27 protein-coding genes are annotated in these 15667 nt (G+C 40.5%); 2 read left to right on the forward strand and 25 right to left on the reverse strand.

The annotated features are described in order from the left end of the window. Nucleotides 1–43: 43 nt before the first annotated feature. The 8 genes from QP794_RS01675 to QP794_RS01710 all read right to left on the reverse strand — a co-directional run bounded on the left by QP794_RS01675 (nucleotide 44) and on the right by QP794_RS01710 (nucleotide 7049). Nucleotides 44–478, reverse strand: a complete 435-nt coding sequence (locus QP794_RS01675; protein WP_285074637.1) for a hypothetical protein — start codon at nucleotides 476–478, stop codon at nucleotides 44–46. 595 nt (nucleotides 479–1073) lie between these two features. Then, complete coding sequence (locus tag QP794_RS01680) at nucleotides 1074–1733, reverse strand: hypothetical protein (RefSeq protein ID WP_285074638.1); 660 nt, start codon at nucleotides 1731–1733, stop codon at nucleotides 1074–1076. A gap of 529 nt (nucleotides 1734–2262) precedes the next feature. Further along, the gene (locus QP794_RS01685; protein ID WP_285074639.1) at nucleotides 2263–2523 is read right to left on the reverse strand and encodes a hypothetical protein; all 261 of its coding nucleotides are present in this window, start codon (nucleotides 2521–2523) and stop codon (nucleotides 2263–2265) included. Between the two features lie 189 nt (nucleotides 2524–2712). Then, on the reverse strand, nucleotides 2713–3606 hold the full coding sequence (locus QP794_RS01690; protein WP_285074640.1) for a putative phage abortive infection protein: 894 nt from the start codon (nucleotides 3604–3606) through the stop codon (nucleotides 2713–2715). 66 nt (nucleotides 3607–3672) lie between these two features. Next, on the reverse strand, nucleotides 3673–3867 hold the full coding sequence (locus QP794_RS01695; RefSeq protein ID WP_285074641.1) for a hypothetical protein: 195 nt from the start codon (nucleotides 3865–3867) through the stop codon (nucleotides 3673–3675). Between the two features lie 193 nt (nucleotides 3868–4060). Then, complete coding sequence (locus QP794_RS01700) at nucleotides 4061–5518, reverse strand: DEAD/DEAH box helicase family protein (protein ID WP_285075189.1); 1458 nt, start codon at nucleotides 5516–5518, stop codon at nucleotides 4061–4063. Continuing rightward, complete coding sequence (gene terS / locus QP794_RS01705) at nucleotides 5508–6236, reverse strand: phage terminase small subunit (RefSeq protein WP_285074642.1); 729 nt, start codon at nucleotides 6234–6236, stop codon at nucleotides 5508–5510. Before terS ends, QP794_RS01700 begins: the two co-directional genes overlap by 11 nt. Before the next feature lie 258 nt (nucleotides 6237–6494). Continuing rightward, nucleotides 6495–7049 (reverse strand): tyrosine-type recombinase/integrase, encoded by a 555-nt coding sequence (locus QP794_RS01710; protein WP_285074643.1) that lies wholly within the window; start codon nucleotides 7047–7049, stop codon nucleotides 6495–6497. Nucleotides 7050–7494: 445 nt separating this feature from the next. Here QP794_RS01710 and QP794_RS01715 point away from each other — a divergent pair, with 445 nt between their 5' ends. After that, on the forward strand, nucleotides 7495–8268 hold the full coding sequence (locus QP794_RS01715; protein WP_285074644.1) for a hypothetical protein: 774 nt from the start codon (nucleotides 7495–7497) through the stop codon (nucleotides 8266–8268). 81 nt (nucleotides 8269–8349) lie between these two features. Next, nucleotides 8350–8691: a hypothetical protein gene (locus tag QP794_RS01720; RefSeq protein WP_285074645.1), complete on the forward strand. Its 342-nt coding sequence runs from the start codon at nucleotides 8350–8352 to the stop codon at nucleotides 8689–8691. Nucleotides 8692–8742: 51 nt separating this feature from the next. On the opposite strand, the gene QP794_RS01725 is transcribed toward QP794_RS01720, so the two are convergent. The 17 genes from QP794_RS01725 to QP794_RS01805 form a co-directional block, all read right to left on the reverse strand. Next, nucleotides 8743–9390, reverse strand: a complete 648-nt coding sequence (locus QP794_RS01725) for a hypothetical protein (RefSeq protein WP_285074646.1) — start codon at nucleotides 9388–9390, stop codon at nucleotides 8743–8745. Continuing rightward, the gene (locus QP794_RS01730) at nucleotides 9387–9695 is read right to left on the reverse strand and encodes a hypothetical protein (protein ID WP_285074647.1); all 309 of its coding nucleotides are present in this window, start codon (nucleotides 9693–9695) and stop codon (nucleotides 9387–9389) included. Before QP794_RS01730 ends, QP794_RS01725 begins: the two co-directional genes overlap by 4 nt. Continuing rightward, nucleotides 9688–10071, reverse strand: a complete 384-nt coding sequence (locus QP794_RS01735; RefSeq protein WP_285074648.1) for a YopX family protein — start codon at nucleotides 10069–10071, stop codon at nucleotides 9688–9690. The genes QP794_RS01730 and QP794_RS01735 overlap by 8 nt, the downstream gene beginning before the upstream one ends. Further along, the gene (locus tag QP794_RS01740) at nucleotides 10058–10270 is read right to left on the reverse strand and encodes a hypothetical protein (protein ID WP_285074649.1); all 213 of its coding nucleotides are present in this window, start codon (nucleotides 10268–10270) and stop codon (nucleotides 10058–10060) included. The genes QP794_RS01735 and QP794_RS01740 overlap by 14 nt, the downstream gene beginning before the upstream one ends. Next, a complete protein-coding gene (locus tag QP794_RS01745; RefSeq protein WP_285074650.1) occupies nucleotides 10267–10581 on the reverse strand; it encodes a hypothetical protein in 315 nt (104 codons plus the stop codon). Before QP794_RS01745 ends, QP794_RS01740 begins: the two co-directional genes overlap by 4 nt. 18 nt (nucleotides 10582–10599) lie before the next feature. Further along, on the reverse strand, nucleotides 10600–10983 hold the full coding sequence (locus QP794_RS01750; protein WP_285074651.1) for a hypothetical protein: 384 nt from the start codon (nucleotides 10981–10983) through the stop codon (nucleotides 10600–10602). A 106-nt stretch (nucleotides 10984–11089) separates the two neighbouring features. After that, a complete protein-coding gene (locus QP794_RS01755; RefSeq protein ID WP_285074652.1) occupies nucleotides 11090–11638 on the reverse strand; it encodes a hypothetical protein in 549 nt (182 codons plus the stop codon). A gap of 5 nt (nucleotides 11639–11643) precedes the next feature. Beyond that, the gene (locus QP794_RS01760) at nucleotides 11644–11922 is read right to left on the reverse strand and encodes a hypothetical protein (RefSeq protein WP_285074653.1); all 279 of its coding nucleotides are present in this window, start codon (nucleotides 11920–11922) and stop codon (nucleotides 11644–11646) included. A gap of 44 nt (nucleotides 11923–11966) precedes the next feature. Then, nucleotides 11967–12332, reverse strand: a complete 366-nt coding sequence (locus QP794_RS01765; RefSeq protein WP_285074654.1) for a hypothetical protein — start codon at nucleotides 12330–12332, stop codon at nucleotides 11967–11969. After that, nucleotides 12333–12545: a hypothetical protein gene (locus QP794_RS01770; RefSeq protein ID WP_285074655.1), complete on the reverse strand. Its 213-nt coding sequence runs from the start codon at nucleotides 12543–12545 to the stop codon at nucleotides 12333–12335. It lies immediately after the preceding gene. A 56-nt stretch (nucleotides 12546–12601) separates the two neighbouring features. Then, nucleotides 12602–12940: a hypothetical protein gene (locus QP794_RS01775; RefSeq protein ID WP_285074656.1), complete on the reverse strand. Its 339-nt coding sequence runs from the start codon at nucleotides 12938–12940 to the stop codon at nucleotides 12602–12604. Beyond that, nucleotides 12909–13298 (reverse strand): hypothetical protein, encoded by a 390-nt coding sequence (locus QP794_RS01780; RefSeq protein ID WP_285074657.1) that lies wholly within the window; start codon nucleotides 13296–13298, stop codon nucleotides 12909–12911. Before QP794_RS01780 ends, QP794_RS01775 begins: the two co-directional genes overlap by 32 nt. A gap of 221 nt (nucleotides 13299–13519) precedes the next feature. After that, nucleotides 13520–13810: a hypothetical protein gene (locus tag QP794_RS01785; RefSeq protein WP_285074658.1), complete on the reverse strand. Its 291-nt coding sequence runs from the start codon at nucleotides 13808–13810 to the stop codon at nucleotides 13520–13522. Nucleotides 13811–13833: 23 nt separating this feature from the next. Then, nucleotides 13834–14436 carry a hypothetical protein gene (locus QP794_RS01790; RefSeq protein ID WP_285074659.1) on the reverse strand — a complete coding sequence of 201 codons (603 nt, stop codon included), beginning with the start codon at nucleotides 14434–14436 and terminating at the stop codon, nucleotides 13834–13836. Nucleotides 14437–14471: 35 nt separating this feature from the next. Further along, nucleotides 14472–14642 carry a hypothetical protein gene (locus QP794_RS01795; RefSeq protein ID WP_285074660.1) on the reverse strand — a complete coding sequence of 57 codons (171 nt, stop codon included), beginning with the start codon at nucleotides 14640–14642 and terminating at the stop codon, nucleotides 14472–14474. Between the two features lie 111 nt (nucleotides 14643–14753). Next, entirely contained in the window at nucleotides 14754–15419 is a 666-nt protein-coding gene (locus QP794_RS01800; protein WP_285074661.1) for an HNH endonuclease, read from the reverse strand. A gap of 61 nt (nucleotides 15420–15480) precedes the next feature. Beyond that, nucleotides 15481–15663, reverse strand: coding sequence for a hypothetical protein (locus tag QP794_RS01805; RefSeq protein ID WP_285074662.1), 183 nt, complete (start codon nucleotides 15661–15663; stop codon nucleotides 15481–15483). Between the last annotated feature and the right edge of the window lie 4 nt (nucleotides 15664–15667).

Genomic DNA, 15667 nt, shown 5'->3' on the forward strand with positions numbered 1-15667 from the left:
TAAAAAACGACTGTAGCAGATAAGCCACAGTCGTTTATAGAATTCATTTACTGATTCTCATGATTACATGTTTCATAAGAGAAAATGCTGAAACCAGCGATGATACAAAACAAATATTTGACACAACAAACATATTCCTTATATCTATTGATTCCAGAGAATTATTAGAGTAGCTCAACATTAACTGAATTGAATTTAGTAAAATGAACAGAAAATACGCTGTAATACCAACCGTTAAAGATCTTTTCACCTTCTCATTAGAGAGTTCTTTATTATTTAATGCTACAACAGCGACCAGTATAGCAGCTAAGCCTAATGCCAATGTAATGTTAGTACTAGACATCATTCTATACAAATCTCTTTTTTCTTCTAGCGACTGCTCCCCTGTAGAGTAAATTGTTTCAAAGGTAACATAAAGATAGACTGCTATCGCCAGACTAAGCAATGCCCAATCTGAATGTCTCATTAATTTGTTCAAGTTACACATCCTCTCAATTCTTTCTGACACAATAAATTCCAGTATTATACAAAAGGCGAAGGCGGTCAAGAGCAAACTTCGGATTAGTCAGTGTATTAATAACCACAAAAAAAGCCACCTCGTTAGCGAGATGACCTATTGTTTTTGGATGCTGTCCCTAGGTTTAAAGCTATAACCAAGCAACCATTCTCTCCCGCAAGCCACCAGGGACAGCGTTAATACGGTATATCTCATCTGCAACATTCCTTTCACTTTCAGGGAATTGAACCAGTCACACATTGCAGCACCTATTAAACCTGAAATCAAGCTTGCAAGGTACCAGTTTGATGTGAGATGAGTTAGAAGTAGGGAGAGGCAAGGAATCGAACCTACGCTGGTGGCATACGCCTTTAGAAATTTATAATAACACATATCCGCTTAAATTTTCCAATAGCATTTGTGTTGAGTTGTTTTCAACGTTTGGGTGACCATCATATGCTTGCGTAGGCACACTCAGCGCCTGTTTTCCGCTCTTCATTGGACTGATCCCTGCAAAACGGACGTTCTCATATCAGAACGGCTCAGGGCAAAAGAAAAAGCACCATAATGGGTGCCTCTAAGAACCGATATAAACATAGTTATCCTTGTATTTAGAAACAAGGTTCTTATCCATTAGCGAATCAAGTGACAATGTTACATAAGATGGATTTAAACCAGTGTCTTGTATTATATGTTTTCTAGCTAGTCCATTATCAGATCTTCTAATTACGGAAAGTACGATCTTTTCTACTTGTTCAGAGACCAATGCATAAGACATACTTCTTCGAATTGTTGAAGGTCTTCCATGACTATCCGATTCATTGTTCATTTTTGCAATTTCAATCTTCTCTAAAGCTTCATCCAATTTATCTTTTAATTCTTTAATTTTTTCATCAGTAGAGTTCTCTGTGGTTGTTTTTGTTAGTTCTTTCATTTGTTCTAATAAAGTAGTAGTTTCATTAAGTTCTGTATCTATATCTTTACGTTTTTTCCATAAACCGATGAAGTGATTTTCGTCTGTGAAATCACTCGGAGCATAGAGAACTTCATGCTTTAACACCAATACTAAAAAAAATGTAAAAACAAGTCCAACTGGAAAACCCATTACAAACCAAACAAAGACTCTTTGTATTTCTATCGGTAGTCCAAGCAAAACTGTTGTACCAGCTAATTCCGCAATACCCGCAAATATCGCTATTATCGTAAGTGGATTCTGAACCTTGCTTTTACTGTTCATAATTCTCAACTCCCCTGAACAATAATAACCGGATTCTCAAAATGATACAATATGTGACAATAAACTACGTTTTAGTACAAACGGGTCTACTACAAAACTGTTTAACTCCATCCTATATACCCCCTACACAACCTTTGCACTTCTCTGGCTACTTGTTGGGGCGAATGCGTATCTTCTTCCGTCTTCTCCTGATCACTTCAATTCCTCCAATAAAAAAAGCCGATCCAGTGAAGGAACGACTTTGGCTGTTATATGTACAATAATGGCTAATCAACATACGTTTATGGTGTATAAAATGACGCTTTTGTCAAATCGTGTGACGCTTTTAAAAGATTGGCGTCCGTACCGTCCGCAGCAAATGCGCTGCGCTCTTTCCTTTAAATGCATACGTACTATGTAACTATAGAGTAAGAACAAGATCATTTTACTGATGATTCCAAAGCAAGGTCAAATTTTGAAATCCTAACTCACCATGCTAATTCTTCTCGTTCTCTTCTCTATTCTCTGTTCTCTGTTTAACTCACTAATTTCAGTTAAAAGGAAAAACAAATAACTGAGCAATTGCCAGTAATCCAAAGCCGATGCTCAAAAGCTTAAATCCAAGCCGAGAGAACTTCTGACGATTACTGAAATCTTTAATAATTTCTCCTGATTCTTCTCTGGTATATGGGAAAGAATAGTTACCTTCAAATCCAATTGTATCTCTCGGTGCTCCCTTGTATGCATACCAGGAACCTATCCCAGATATCACTATTCCCACCATATTAATTATCCAACTCACCAGCATCATGTGACCATCTCCTTTCTATTAAAAATAGCTTAAACCGGAAGAAGGTTAAATAGAAAAGGCGAGAAGAGGAACGCCCCAGTCATATGCCGCTATTGCAGCTGTGCGTTTCATTCTCGCTCCATTTCCACAATACAAATATATCACGTCTAAAGTCCAACGAGCGACAAGAAAGTGGTCATTTTCCAGTCATTAAGCGGTCAAGTTATTCTGACTAATCTCCTTATACATTTCTAGATGGTTTTTCTCAACTAACTGCTCATATATTAAATTATCAAACAAATTATACTTTTCAGTATAAACCGTAAAATTCTCACCTTTTCCTTGAAAACAATTGTAGAACAGCAACAACAATTCATAAGCTGACAATTGAGAACGAATAATTCTTGAATACTTTCTTTTCTCGTATACATCATCAATCCATTCATTCTCATCTATCATCCTAAAAATGTTATACAAATTTCTCATATAATGTCCAACGGTTTTTTCATTTCTCCCAAAAAAATCATTGCATATTTTTTTAGTTAAGTTAAAGTCCTCATGATAAGTAAGAGCAGTGTAACTTCTCACTTTCGTTTCAAACTTTTTATATTTTTCGTCTGCTCTATTACTCAACAAAAAGTTATACATCATTTCAAACGCAAGTCTACCTTCGTGATCATTAAATGCGACACCTTTAACTATTTCATTATGTAGGTTAATCATGTTAAAAAAAGTACTCTCAAACCTTTGTATATTAGCTGCCTTTATTTGCTCAGTCATAGCTTGATTTGTCTTAGCCACCTCTTCTCTTTGAAGGCGAAGTTCCTCACGTTGTAACCTAAATTCAGCTCTTTGTTGGTATATTGTATAAATGATACCTCCAAAAGCAAACCCAGAAAAAATTGTATTGATTGAACCGAACATATCTCCAAATTCACCACGATCTTTATAAAAGAAGAGGGCAGCACCGTATACAAACCATGCTATAAATACTGCAATAAAAACATTAAGGAGCTTTATCTCCTCTGTCTCTGTTACCTTTGCATTTCCTTCTACGTCAACTGGTACTCGTTTTATAAACAAATTATAAAGTTTCTCTCTCATTTTACGCCCTACACTCCTTTTTATTTCCAATATTATCAAAACAAAAGTCAAAAAATAGGCCGACATTTAGCCGACCTCAAATTCTTTAAACTCTTCAAGCCTTAAAGCAGCACCCAAGATACTGATCGCTTCACCCTTCTCTCTTCGATAAGTACTTTCACTTCCCCTTATTTCCCCACAACCAATGTAATCGAACTCTCCCTCATCATCCGAATAACTTCTTAGAATAACCTCACGTTGATTAGAAAAAGGCTTTCCCATAGAAGAGTAAGCAGGCGGTCCATCTCTTTTAGTTCACCTTCCTTATCTACATTATAAAAATTTTCAGCTTGCTTGCTGATTGCATTGGTAAACGGATGTTCTCCATAGACATATACCTGTGCGCTATAGCGGCGAATTGATTTCTCCTGATTGGTTGATTTAATCTTAATCGTTTTATTTGTGAGGTTTCAGTTTATCTTTTTACTGACACACTATTTATTGTCGGAATCATTATAGACTGAGGTGCCCCCAGCAAATATTCACCAAAGGTGAGAACAAATGCGTCAGCTCTATCCGGTGACTTGAGCCCTCGTTTTTTCATGTCCTTCTTACTTTCAAGTAGTATCTTACCCTTGCTGGTCATTGACCATTTCCTTGCGGTCAATTGGGAAGTAAGTACGTCATCATCGGGTAATTGTAAGACCGCAGAATCGTTGTTCATATAATTGCTCATGTTTTGTTCCAATCGCCCCTTTATATACGCCCACATTTCAGCGCCCAGGTTTCCATAATGTTCATCCAAAGATGATGATCCGTTGTTAATTGGAATGACTTCATACGGGAGTCCTTCTTCTGCTATAACCTCATTCAAACGATCCGTGACACCACCACCTACACCGGTATCATCTATTCTGATTCTCGTTTGAACGACTTCTGGGTACTGTGGCAACAATTCTCTTATCAAGTTCAACACCCAGCCAGCAGTAACCATTGTATCCTTTTTGAAATGATGATGTTCCCCAACCGTCACCGGCCCAATCCCTGCATATATAGATGTTTCATCATCACCAAAACGTGCAACATCACATCCGATGGTTAATATATCTCCAGCAGGGGCAAGTTTAACTTCTTTTGCGGCGAATTCAGCTACTTCCAGTGCAATAAACGTTTCCGACTCTCCTCGCGGAAACTCACCTTCTACCCGGACACGCCATACATCAGAACCTTTTCCATACTTCCGCTCGAGCATAGCTATATTCTCTTTACTTGTCCGAGGGCTGTTCAGACAGGAAACTTTGTGCGTGTTGTAATCTGCCCGATCCCTGTTGTGAGAATCATAAAACACACCGCTGGTCCGAGTCGGGTTTCCACACATGAGCAACTTATTGAATTCTCCTGAGAGTGTACCCAGGATCGCTTCCATGATTCGATCCTCAACCCCTGAAGCTTCGTCCACAATGAAAAGCATGTAGTCTTCGTGGAAACCCTGCATGTTCTCGGGCTTAGTAGCTGTCCGGGCTGTAGCAAACCATCTTTCCTCGTAATTTCGCATGTAAATCTTAGTCTTTGTCCACTTCAGTATCTTTTTGAGCACCGGGCTTTTCTCTTGCCACTTACTAATCTCTGCCCAAAGGACATCATGAAGCTGCTGACGTGTCGGAGCTGTACATATAACTTTCGGAAATGGGAAGCAAGAGAGAAACCATAATGCTGTCGCTGCCTCCAAACCTGTTTTTCCAACACCCTGGCCTGATCGCACTGAAACACGAGGATTACCGGCAATGTCCATCAGAACTTCAGATTGCCATTCGTCCGGGGTGAATTTTAACATTTCAACACAAAAAAGCACCGGATTTTTCCGGTACTCAGGGATTCTCTTTTTGAATGCAGCAAAGCGGCGTTTCGTTTGCGGGGACTCTTTACTCACCAGACTCCACCGCCTTTACCCAATCTTCGATCAGATCATCCTCTGTATCTCCATCACCGTTCTTCAGTTTCTCGATCTCAAGGCGGGTTTTATCAACTTTTGACTGCATCTGATCCAGTTTTAATCGGCGTTCATCTTCCTGTGGTGCAATATCAAGGAATTGTTTGATGGCTCCCCTAATCTCACGCATGACTGTAGCTTCTGCTTTGATGAAACTAGCGTATTTATCCCAAGCGAATTGAATTTCCCATTCGTATTCATCGCCAAACTCACCCGGCTTCTCACGCTTCAATTCTTTTGTCATGTCCTCTTTGTCTTTGATGAAGAAGATACGCTGCGCCCAAATGATCTTACGGAATCCCTGGGTGATGTTATGCCAGATCATGTCTATAGGTTCCATTTGCTGAACAATATCTATGAGTTCTAGGTACTCAGGATCTTGTGGTTCGAACTTGCGGAACAAACCATGTGTTACAGCTTTCTGATTCCCTTGAGGCCCGCCCTTGCCTCCCCTATTTCCCTTAGCATTCTGATTTCCACGCGGAGCGCCAGGTTTACTGTTAGCCATCTTCCCTTCCCATTGATCAAGTGATTTCCACTTTCGGACTGATTCAGGTGTAATGCCCAACTTTTCCGCAATCTCTTTCGGCTTCATCGCCCCGCCGCTATCTTTCCATATTTTGAACGCTTTCTTCCGATTCGGATTCTGTTTCCTGCTCACAAAATTATCACCACTTTCATGCAATTGAGTTGGAATTCCTATTTAAGGTCAGTAATAGTCAAACGTTACGAATGAGTTTGAGCAGTTGAACGCCACATACCTTGGCACAACCAGCCTTAACCAGCTATAAAATGTAAATCAAGTTCTCCTTAATACGTATTGTGTGTAATTCCTTAATTGCTTAGATTCCTTTTCACTACCAGTTTTCTACCGTTTTCCTCATTTTGAATTCATCGTTACCTGTTTGAAGTGAATTCGTTACAGCTCAAAGTCCTCTAATGCATCGTCCAAGGTGTCCTGAAGGATGCCAATGTATCTCAAAGTCACCTTTTCTTCTGTGTGATTGAACAGATCCATTAGTAACGCTATGTCCTTCTTTTCGTTGTAAAATTTGTGCCCAAACGTTTTTCTCATTGAATGTGTTCCTATTTCAGTTAATCCAACTTCAACAGCCGCATCTCTAATGATTTTATATGCCATACTCCTGGTGATCGGTTTCTGATCAGAAGTTGATTTTCTATTGCGACTAGGGAATAAGTACTCCCAGTCCATTTTTCCAGCAATGTATGCATCCAGATCCCTGCGCAGTGATTTACGTATCAAAACCTTCTTCTCTTTCCTTGTTTTACTTTCATAGATCAGAATATGACTACCCTTAACGTCTCTGACTCTTAATGGCAGTATGTCCGATATTCGGAACCCGGTATTAGTCCCGACTTGAAAAAGGATGTAGTTTCTCTCATTCTTTTCTTTCAAATTAGTTTTTATCGTCTTCAACTTCACTGGGTCACGGATGGGTTGTACGAATTTCATTACATTTCACCCCTTTCAGCTTAGATTTTTTAGGAGAAGGCAGCATGCACAATTGATTGACACCTGTCCACGTTCCCCATCCACATCCACGACATTGTTCCGGCTGCTTTTCCGACACTCTTGGAATAGCCGGTTCGTTCCTACTGTAATAGTTCCCCTCCACTTTCTTACCTCCAATACAAAAAGGCCGCTCCTAAGAGCGACCTTCTCATTTACGTTATTATATGGATTAAAGATAACATTATTTCATTTCTCATTTACTACTATTTACGAGTTCATAATATATAGCTTGAAATTAATGTGATAATTATAATTTTAAATGCTACCTTTAAACATTTTTTTCATATGGCTACACAGGTACCATCTAAAAAAATGAAAAATCATGTATTTTTTTTTATTTTAATTCAATACTAACATAGAAATTAAAATACAAGGAGGAACAAACATGTCAACAACTGAGAAAAACAAATTATTTATTAATAATTTAGAATTAGCTGAAGTCCATCCACTACTTAGAAATCTGGACTTCACTAATACTGAAGGAACAATTTTTTTAGAAGAAGAAACCGCTAAGCCAGGAGCAAGTATAGTAGGAGATACGATTATTGCTTTTACCGCAAATGTGAGTGGACAAAGCAGAAATGACCTCAAAAATGCTGTGTGTTTAGCACAAGCAGCCGCTATGAAAAAATACGACCGCTTCACCGATACTGAAAACTTTTTTAGATTCTACACAGATGTTTTATCAAAAATTGGTTTTGTAATTCAGGGATTCGATTTCACAAAACAAGAAATTTCTGGTTCTTCGTTCACTGTAGATAAGGTGGTTATAGATATCTTGAGAGCATACGCAACAAATGATGAAATAGCTCTCGTAGAAGCTACTCTAAAAGCACTTGAGAATTTATCGGATGATAACGATATATTTAAATTATTCTCTACACATAGCCATAGTGCTACAAACTCTAATTTTTTATTAGGGGTTGCTTCTCAAGCGGATAATGGAGACGTAGCCTTTAAAATAGGTGCATTCATGCTTAATTCTGAACAAAATAACAAGAGATTTCTTTGGTTCTCATTTTCGACCTCAGAAACAAATTTATTCCGGTCAACACAATCTGTAATGCTTAACGAGGATATTTACTCCACAGTTAGAAGTGATATCATTGGTAAGTTGGGAGACTTAGCTAAATCAACAGTAGCTGATCTTGAAATCTGATTTATTACATTAAAAAAAACATACCTACTCAAGGCTTAATAAACCTTCGGGTAGGTATCAAATAGACTAAAGAGGTTAACTATGGACAATTTTAAAATTATATCAGAAGTAGTAACTAAACCCACTGGAACAGATGGAGTAAGGAATTCAAAATGGTCAGATTGGTCTAGTATTACATCACCAGGGGATTACATCATAGATACCTCCTCTTTAAAAGTTAAATGGATCAGCGATGCGGGGTCAGAAAACAAATATGAAGTAAGATATAAAGATTATATAAGAATACCGAATTCCCTCACTTCACATCCCAAAACTGTTTTATTTAGATGCTTTGCCAGAGGACCAAGAGGATTTAGTTCAGGCCGAGGATGGTCCAAAATTGAATTAACCGGTAAATTCAAGAAACTAATAAGTATTAATTGAAAAATTAACTTCCAGAAAGAACGAATAAACCTGACCATAAAGTAAATAAGCTTAAAAGGTCTGGTTTACTTCCATTAATCTTAATCCAATTTCTCCATTTGGATTTCTCCCGCGACCATAATCTATACTTACAAAATCCAAGGTTCGATTGAATTTTAGGCTATTAGCAATGTTAGCTATTGCTTTACGCCGTTTATCAGCGAATGTTGTTGCAGCAATGCCAGGAACATCCTTGCGATAGCCTTTTTCCATGTATCCTTGTGCTTTTAGATATTTTTTCCCTTCTAAAAATAGCAGTCTAGCCGTTACACTCTCATGAGGATCTTTAATGTTGTTTATGGCGAATCGAATGTTATTGGTTATGAATACGTAAAGCTTGTAGTTATCATGACGCTTGTCCTTCATAATTACCGAATTAGCTGTAACGTCTGCTGTAAGCTCGTGACCTGATTCTCGTTTGGCAACAGAACCTTCAGCAGACAGCAACTCGTAGGCTGACATTCCATTTTCGATCTGTTTAAGTGCGTACTCATAGTTTTGAATGATATCAATCATGTCCACATATTTAACAAGGAGCCATTTTGTTTTACGGATATCCACTTCATCTACATCCGAAAAGAAGTTTAACTGTATAATCATATTTGTATCATCAATGTCTTCCTGCTTAGGTGTGATAATTACCACTTCTTCCATGCTCATTCAGTATCCGCTCCTTCCCCACCAAAATTAGGTTGTACGCGATTTCTTGGTACACTCAACACCGCAAATGCTCCGAAGTCCTCCAGAACGCCTTCGCCTGCAATGGCGTTTTCGGGAATCCAAATCTCGCACTTGATGCGATGATATCCCTTGTGTTTCCCTTGTTTAACCGGCGCATGAATCGTTGCCTTTCCTGCAAATGGAGCAACCACAAACATCCGATCTTCATGTGGGTTGTTCTCCATTGACTCCTTGAGTTTTTCCGGCCTTACGTCGAAGATTACATCCATGTCATTCTTATTCATGCTTATCCGCTCCTTCCCCACCCAAAAGTTCAGGGTTCTCGTAGATATTTCCAATTATTTCTCCGTCCGCTATATATCCCAAATGGAGGCCCATTAAAGGCTCCTTGCCTCTGAACAACTGGAACATGCCGCCGTATAACCTCACTACCAGATTTTCAGGCAATGGGCCGCTGCTCTCAAAACTCAACTTGCTTACTTTAACAATATCTCCATCGTAGTAATCCTTGCCCTTGCTGTCTTTAACGCCAGATTTAAGCATCAACACCATGTAGGGTGACCATATGCATACCTTTAACCAGTTCCGTTCCAAGAACTCGTATGACATCTCTTTGGTTTCAGTGTCCCACGCTCTCGCACCAAACTCATACAGGCTCATGCTTATCCGCTCCTTCCTCAACCGATTTTTGTTTTGCGAACCACAACATTTCCTGCAATGCTTTTATCGAAATCGGTAGCATATAGCTGCCCTCTCCAACATGGAAAACTATCATCATTTCTCCTTTTTCATTAGGAGTAATATCGTATTCGTAGAAGTCAATTTGTTTTAATTCTGAGTAGTTAATTTCATTGCTCATTGTTCCGCTCCTTCCTTGGGAGCCAACAAACTTTCCCACGTCTCTTCTTCCATCATTCGTTTGGTTTCTTGCAGCGCCCGGATAACCACGTCGATCGACTCTACCTTGTCAAAAGTCATTCTTACTGGCGTTTCTGCTGGTAGTGCAACAATTGTCGTATTCTTTTTGCGTTCTCCGATCGGACCCGGGTCTTTTGGCTGGAATACAACCACGCCGCAAGGGTAATCCAGTTGAAGTAATCCCGGCGAAACGTTGATATCACCTGTTCCGAATTCGATTTGTGTTTGACCTTCATGTTTAATAATTGGCATCTTGTATATCCTCCTATCCTAATATCCGAAATGATCTTTAATTTTGTCTTGTGCACTTGCATTGTGCTGTTTCCACTCTTTTATATCTGATCTATCTTTTTCAGTTATTTTTTTAGACTCAATCGCTCGTTCAATGTTTGCAACATTCTTGAATAGGGCTCTCGATATTTCTTGAAGCTCTTCGTCCGTAAAACTCACTTCTACTGCCTTTGACTTGATGATCGCTGCCAATTCATGCACAGGAATACTTTGCAGCAGACGGGCCACATCAAGCCAAGCGATGTCTGCACGTTCAGGCTCCCGGAACTGGTCTTTAAATTCGATGTCCTCCAGTTTATCTTTAACAGACTGACTTGCTGCTGGAGAAATGCTATTGATATAATTCGCTAATTTTTCACTCATGGTTACTACCTCCGATTTATGGTTTGTAGAATGTATATGACGTAGAAGTTGTATATCCTCCTATTTGGGGAGACCAGACCTGATCCGGCCCCCGTATTCACTGGGTTTATTCGGCCGTTCCGATGGCGGCTGTGCCGCAAATACCTTCAAAATCAAATTCGCCCAAGATTTTCAGCAATCGTTCTACTTTCGGAGCTCTCCATGCTGTCATGGCGTAGGTGTGTGCCCTATTTGAATAGTGATGGCTATTTTGCTTGATATGAAGTTTGGCTTCTTCTTTCGTAAGGAACATCGTATTCTCTCGAACAAAATGCTCCTCTCGTTCTGGATGAAGACTTGCTTCCGAATCGTAATTATCTTGTATCCACTCAAATTTACTGTCTGTACAATCCGCATCATTCAAAGATTCGATTTCTTCCTCGGACAAATCTTCTTTATCCAAAACTTTGTTAAGGAAATAGTCAATCTCATGTGCTTCAACGCTATCTGGGAAAAACACTGTATATCGTTCGGCATTTCCTTCAGAACACGCAACCCATCTATAATCACCCACTGACCAAAACCGCGGATTTGCTTGACTGTCATTCTCTTGGCTGTTTAGTTCCTTTTGTAGATCGATTAGAAATTGAATGTCCTTTATTTGGTCATTTGTCATTCCGTCTATCCCTCCCAATCAGCGTAGTAAATTTCGCCTGTTTCAATATTTTGCAAGTTTCGATGCTTCTCGTGGTCGATAACTCTTATTCCGTACTTTTTAAGCATTTCTGAATTCCATTCATTGTCTTCTTGACCACTGAAAATCAATTCGTTATCCTGTCCGGTAACTTCATAAACATCAAATTCATAGTTCCATGCTGTATGAATAGCTTCCACAACGTTATCTGTCTTTAGTGGAATGAACTCACCACCATCCCAATCCCATGCCACAAATTTATTCATCCGTCTATCCCTCCTATATGTCCAGTACAGCCAATAGAGCTGCCTTACAAGCTATCGATAATCACTTCTGGCCCTTCAAACATCCAATACTGGTGTTCGCCAAGCATCTCATCCAAGACCGCCTGTATCTTAGCCAGACCTTCTTTCATGACATTCCTTGCAATATCTATGCTCAAATCTTCCGGTAACTCATTTGATGATTCATGGTCAATGTAATTTTCGATCATGTACTCGGCATCAGGATTCCACGTTTTAGGTGTGCATACTTTCCATTCTTGGAGCGCCCAATCCCCGTCCCCACCAATCATTTCTCTTACATGACGAACGCTATATGTGCATGCCGCACCCTCGTAGCTTAATTGAGTATCCTCCGGCAATTGAGACAATTTAACTTCCGCTGCTTGTGTCATCTATATATCCTCCCCGACCTCTTCTTGGTATTCGTCGTCGAACGCTTCCACATGGTCGATGCTGTCTGAATCACCTACAAATTCGCCATCAACGAAATAACTGTAGGAAGCAGGATAAGCTTCAACGCAATCTGTGCAATATGTTTCCGAATCTATTACAAAGTGCTCTGTAACTTCTGGCAGCTCTGTTTGGCAGTTGAAACACTTCCGCATGTTATATCCTCCTTAGTAGGGAGAGGCCCAAAGCCTCAACTCGCAATTATTCAAGATTAGTTTTGAATTAATCCATTCTCACTTAACAGAACAAACAATTTTGAAAAAGCCCGTTCGCGAATTCTGGTGTACGTATCTTTTGAGATTGGTGGATTGAAATGATAGTTGTACACCTTGTAGTCGAATCTATAGAAGTCGATCATATATCGTTGTGTAACAAGGTTCTTCTCGTTTCCTCCAAGTTCGTTTACAGCAGCTTCAACCTTTCGGACGTATTCTTCACGTTCTGAATCTCCAGGTGTTCTTTTGCAGAAGTCGTACTGCTCAAAAACCTTGTGCATAGCTTCAGCAACTTCTTTTTTGTTAAGTTTTGGGACAACCGTCTTGACTTTCATCTTGGTTCCCCTCTCCTTCCTGACCCACCGCAATCTCCAGGGTGAGCAACACCAGTTCGATGTCCTCCGTGTCTATCGTGTGGTCGGACTCTCTCAACATCGTTACTCCAAGCCGTTCCAAAAATTTATAATCTATGACCCATCCACCTTCACCGTCAGACTGTCGTGGGAATTTAATCTTCCGTGCCTCTTCAAGCTCCTTGCGGAGCCGATCGTTCTCTTCAGCAAATTCAGCGCCAATTGATGCATAATGGCTTACGTCCTTCTTTGCCTCATCCCGTTCAGCCTCCAGGCTGCATATATAACAAGTGTCGTTTTTCATCAGCGGCACCATGTGTTTGCAATAATCTGTTCTCATGACTGTTCTTCCTCCCTCATACAATCTGGGCAAACCCACCCGTTTTTAGTTTCCTTCCAGCCGTTCCGCCGAAACTCTTTGACCGCTAATGCCTTCGTGTTTGATGTCGCATCCTGCGTCCACTTTGGGCACCTTCCGCACCATACTGTGTACTCACGAGTTATATTGCCAGACATCTGTATATCCCTCCCTGGGAAAGAGGCCCGGAGACCTCTCATTCATTAAGCGTTGTAAGGAATCTCAATTACTTCCGCTTCACAATCTTCATCCGACATCATGTCTAGTTGCCGCGAACTGTATCCCAATTCACGCAATAGCTTACGGTTATCCGTTTCAGTGACTGTTACCTGTACAAAATCTTCTTCAAATTCTTCCACGGTCACTTGGCGTGTAGCTGGTTCGGTTCTGTGTTGAAGACTTACCTTCCCTGGAATTTCACCAACTAACGTCCACAATGCTGGAGCAAAGCTCTCTCTGTTTTGATAGATTTGACCGAGTTTACGTTGATTCATGCGTTATCTCTCCTTTGGTGGGCCTAAACCCGTGGTTTTAAATATCCGATCGATTTCGCATAAGCACGAATGAGGTCCATGTCCTCTTCGGGATAACCCCAATGAGGGCAGTATAGTCCGCCATACCCGTTGTTGTGGTTCGCGTCATCATCACCCAAGATGTAATCCCTAAAGTCGCATACAAGGCCCCACAGCGTCCCTCCGTGGCTGAAATGTCGGTGCTGTCCTTGGACTTCCTTGTCCATAAGCAGCGGTCTATCGGTGTAATCGTCCACCAACCACAATTTTCCGTCTGCCCAGTGGAATGTGGCGAATCTGTTATGCTGCTTGCTGTACAAAAATTTCCGGCCCGACCTTCCGATTACTCGGATCAATTCATTTATCAGATCAATTCTGTCCTGTCCCGGATAAGGTGCTTCGTTCCGTTTAGGTGTGGACTGACCAATCTTCCGCATCTTCACCACTTTGAGAAAATCCATATATTTGACGTCTGGATCATAGTCGCTGAATACTCTGAACTCTGCACTCTTGGCCTTTCCTGGTGTCGGCGCTATCTGCAAACTCGTAAATGCTTCGTCAAATTGATCCGCTGAATACGAGAACTGGTATACGTTCATTGCTTCCATGCTCATTCGCTCCTTTGGGCCTATGGCCTCTGATATCAAAATAGTGTCAGTTGCTCGCATTCCTTCATTTTTTCTTTCACATCCTCTAAAGCTTGGAGATAACCGGAGTTATAACGACTGCCACTGCTTCCATGCCGATCCAAAAATGCCCACAAACTATATTTTTTCATTTCTTCTTTTATCCACTGTTCAAGAGAGAGGTTCATGTCCCGTCTCCTTCCTCTGTGATATGTGGTGCTATCTATCGGAGGGTTGCCTATCCCCTCCCTATCCCCTAAAAATATTTAATATTCGTTGTTATATGAACTAAGTGTATTTCAATCATCGAAGTGACCATATCCAAACGGTACTTGGTGATTCTCTTCAACTCTCACGATATCGTTAATTAAAGTCTCGAATATTGCGATTTGTTTATCATCCATCATTTCAATAAGACGAACTTCTTTTGCTTTCAAAGAACGCCCTGCCGCAGAAGAGATAAATTCTTTGACAGGGTTTAAAAATTGTTCGCGATTCTGTTTCTTCTGATCTGCTTCCCGCTGCGCCTCTTGCTTCCGGTTGTACTCGTCCCAATCCTGTTCATCAAACCAAAATCGATCCCCGTACTTATCCCGGAAAGCTGAAATCCAAAACTGGAGCAATTCTTCGTTCGTTTGTATCCGATCATGACAGGGCCAGCAAAGGCGGAGGCCGTTTGTCTTAACTCCACGGCCTTTTCGCCCCCGTGGATAAACATGGTGAGTAGTTGTTGCTTCAGCAATCTTGCAGCATTCACAAATCCCGTTTGATTCTTCGATAAGCTCGGCTATGACATCTTTAGGAAAATCACCGCGTTCCTTGGAGCCTGGTCGGGATTGGTGATGAGCTAAAATGTCTTTCTTCCATTCCGGTACAGGCTTTTTATCTTTCTTGCTCCGTCCGAAGCTGCTCACTTTCTTTTCTTTTGCTTTTTTCTCCGGTTTCCAGAATGTCTGATGGGCCATTTCCTCAACCACCTTTCCTTCGTTTCTTCTGTGCTTATGCTTATATTTTGAACCTAATTCACTACGCTTCCACTACGGATTTTATAGGTTCTAACAGTCCAACTTGCTCTAAAACAGCATAGTGCGCTTGTCTCTCCTCAGCAGTAGCTTGAACTCCGTTCACCGAGTATCCAACATAAAAAGCAATGGCTTGCTGCACTTCAGTAGGTTGTTGATCGAAGTTGTTCAAATCTACAGTACTCATAACC

Source organism: Paenibacillus sp. UMB7766-LJ446 (assembly GCF_030226665.1).
Taxonomy (GTDB): domain Bacteria; phylum Bacillota; class Bacilli; order Paenibacillales; family Paenibacillaceae; genus Paenibacillus; species Paenibacillus vandeheii.

Bases quoted from the DNA above. Each gene is read 5' to 3' on its own strand.
- QP794_RS01715 (WP_285074644.1), top strand. From the start codon at position 7,495: ATGTCAACAACTGAGAAAAACAAATTATTTATTAATAATTTAGAATTA.
- QP794_RS01740 (WP_285074649.1), bottom strand. From the start codon at position 10,270: ATGAGCAATGAAATTAACTACTCAGAATTAAAACAAATTGACTTCTAC.
- QP794_RS01780 (WP_285074657.1), bottom strand. From the start codon at position 13,298: ATGAGAACAGATTATTGCAAACACATGGTGCCGCTGATGAAAAACGAC.
- QP794_RS01790 (WP_285074659.1), bottom strand. From the start codon at position 14,436: ATGGAAGCAATGAACGTATACCAGTTCTCGTATTCAGCGGATCAATTT.
- QP794_RS01725 (WP_285074646.1), bottom strand. From the start codon at position 9,390: ATGAGCATGGAAGAAGTGGTAATTATCACACCTAAGCAGGAAGACATT.
- QP794_RS01685 (WP_285074639.1), bottom strand. From the start codon at position 2,523: ATGATGCTGGTGAGTTGGATAATTAATATGGTGGGAATAGTGATATCT.
- QP794_RS01770 (WP_285074655.1), bottom strand. From the start codon at position 12,545: ATGCGGAAGTGTTTCAACTGCCAAACAGAGCTGCCAGAAGTTACAGAG.
- QP794_RS01755 (WP_285074652.1), bottom strand. From the start codon at position 11,638: ATGACAAATGACCAAATAAAGGACATTCAATTTCTAATCGATCTACAA.
- QP794_RS01775 (WP_285074656.1), bottom strand. From the start codon at position 12,940: ATGAAAGTCAAGACGGTTGTCCCAAAACTTAACAAAAAAGAAGTTGCT.
- QP794_RS01795 (WP_285074660.1), bottom strand. From the start codon at position 14,642: ATGAACCTCTCTCTTGAACAGTGGATAAAAGAAGAAATGAAAAAATAT.
- QP794_RS01720 (WP_285074645.1), top strand. From the start codon at position 8,350: ATGGACAATTTTAAAATTATATCAGAAGTAGTAACTAAACCCACTGGA.
- QP794_RS01735 (WP_285074648.1), bottom strand. From the start codon at position 10,071: ATGAGCCTGTATGAGTTTGGTGCGAGAGCGTGGGACACTGAAACCAAA.
- QP794_RS01680 (WP_285074638.1), bottom strand. From the start codon at position 1,733: ATGAACAGTAAAAGCAAGGTTCAGAATCCACTTACGATAATAGCGATA.
- QP794_RS01690 (WP_285074640.1), bottom strand. From the start codon at position 3,606: ATGAGAGAGAAACTTTATAATTTGTTTATAAAACGAGTACCAGTTGAC.
- QP794_RS01695 (WP_285074641.1), bottom strand. From the start codon at position 3,867: ATGGGAAAGCCTTTTTCTAATCAACGTGAGGTTATTCTAAGAAGTTAT.
- QP794_RS01750 (WP_285074651.1), bottom strand. From the start codon at position 10,983: ATGAGTGAAAAATTAGCGAATTATATCAATAGCATTTCTCCAGCAGCA.
- QP794_RS01745 (WP_285074650.1), bottom strand. From the start codon at position 10,581: ATGCCAATTATTAAACATGAAGGTCAAACACAAATCGAATTCGGAACA.
- QP794_RS01800 (WP_285074661.1), bottom strand. From the start codon at position 15,419: ATGGCCCATCAGACATTCTGGAAACCGGAGAAAAAAGCAAAAGAAAAG.
- QP794_RS01730 (WP_285074647.1), bottom strand. From the start codon at position 9,695: ATGAATAAGAATGACATGGATGTAATCTTCGACGTAAGGCCGGAAAAA.
- QP794_RS01785 (WP_285074658.1), bottom strand. From the start codon at position 13,810: ATGAATCAACGTAAACTCGGTCAAATCTATCAAAACAGAGAGAGCTTT.
- QP794_RS01710 (WP_285074643.1), bottom strand. From the start codon at position 7,049: ATGAAATTCGTACAACCCATCCGTGACCCAGTGAAGTTGAAGACGATA.
- QP794_RS01805 (WP_285074662.1), bottom strand. From the start codon at position 15,663: ATGAGTACTGTAGATTTGAACAACTTCGATCAACAACCTACTGAAGTG.
- QP794_RS01765 (WP_285074654.1), bottom strand. From the start codon at position 12,332: ATGACACAAGCAGCGGAAGTTAAATTGTCTCAATTGCCGGAGGATACT.
- QP794_RS01760 (WP_285074653.1), bottom strand. From the start codon at position 11,922: ATGAATAAATTTGTGGCATGGGATTGGGATGGTGGTGAGTTCATTCCA.